General features: G+C 78.4%; 1 pseudogene. It reads left to right on the top strand.

Features of this window, described 5'->3' with window-relative positions:
- Positions 1-114: 114 nt before the first annotated feature.
- Positions 115-1,010: pseudogene (locus AW16_RS0116650) on the top strand (hypothetical protein); the annotation flags it as partial.

Consider the following 1,010-nt stretch of genomic DNA (forward strand, 5'->3'; position numbering starts at 1 on the left):
GGGTCGGGGCGGACCGACGTGGGGTCGCTCGCGGGGTGTGGCGCGCGGGTGCCGCTCGCGGGGCTCTCGGCGCGTCATCACGGGGTGCGGCGGGCTCGCGGTTACCGTCGCAGGGTGACCGTTCCCGCGCGCGTGCCCGGCACGGGAGCCCCGCAGGTTCCCGTCGACACCACCTCCGGCGACCCGTCGGGCGCCCCGACGCGCGTCGGCGCGCGCGACCGCGCTGCCGGCAGCACGACGACGACCGCCACGAGCGGCCCCGCGACCACCGGCGTCGTGCTCGTGGAGCCGCCGTCGCCGGTCGAGCTCGTCGAGGGCGCCGTCGCGACGTGGCGCGCCGCGCTGGTCGAGGCGGCGGGCGGGTCGACGCTCGTCGACGTCGAGCTGCTGGGCGAGGCCGCGCTCGACCTGTCCGCCGCGCACCCCTCGGGCATGGCGCAGCTGTTCGCAGGCCGCGAGACGCGTCTGTCCAACCTCGTGCGCGAGGGCGCCGCGCTGTCGACCGCACGCCGCCGCGCGCGGGCGGTCGGTGCGCGCTCGGCCGCGTACGAGCAGCAGTACGGGATCGCGCCGACGTCGCTCGCGATCGGCGTCGCGACGTGGACCGAGCGCAGCGTCGCGGACGTCGCGCAGGACGACGTCGCGGCCCTCGCGTCCGTGACGCGGCAGCGACCGCGCCCCGAGTCGTCGAGCGCTCCCGACGACGACGCGACCACCGGTCCCCGCACCGTCCGTGCCCCCGTCCTCCTGCGACCGGTCACCCTGCGTGCGCGCGGCACCGGCGAGGCGGACTACGAGCTCGCGCTCGAGCCCACGCTCGAGGTCAACCCCGTCCTCGCCCGTGCGCTGCGCTCACGCGGTGCGCTGCTCGACCCCGCGGCGGTCGCGCGCGGTGCGTTCACGCCGTCGGGCTTCGACCCGCGCGCGGCGCTGCAGCGGCTCGCGTCGCTCGGGGACGCGGTGCTCGAGGACTTCTCGCCCGCGGGGCGGGGCGTCGTCGGCACGTTCGT

The sequence above is a fragment of the Cellulomonas sp. HZM genome (assembly GCF_000708885.1).
Lineage (GTDB): Bacteria > Actinomycetota > Actinomycetes > Actinomycetales > Cellulomonadaceae > Cellulomonas.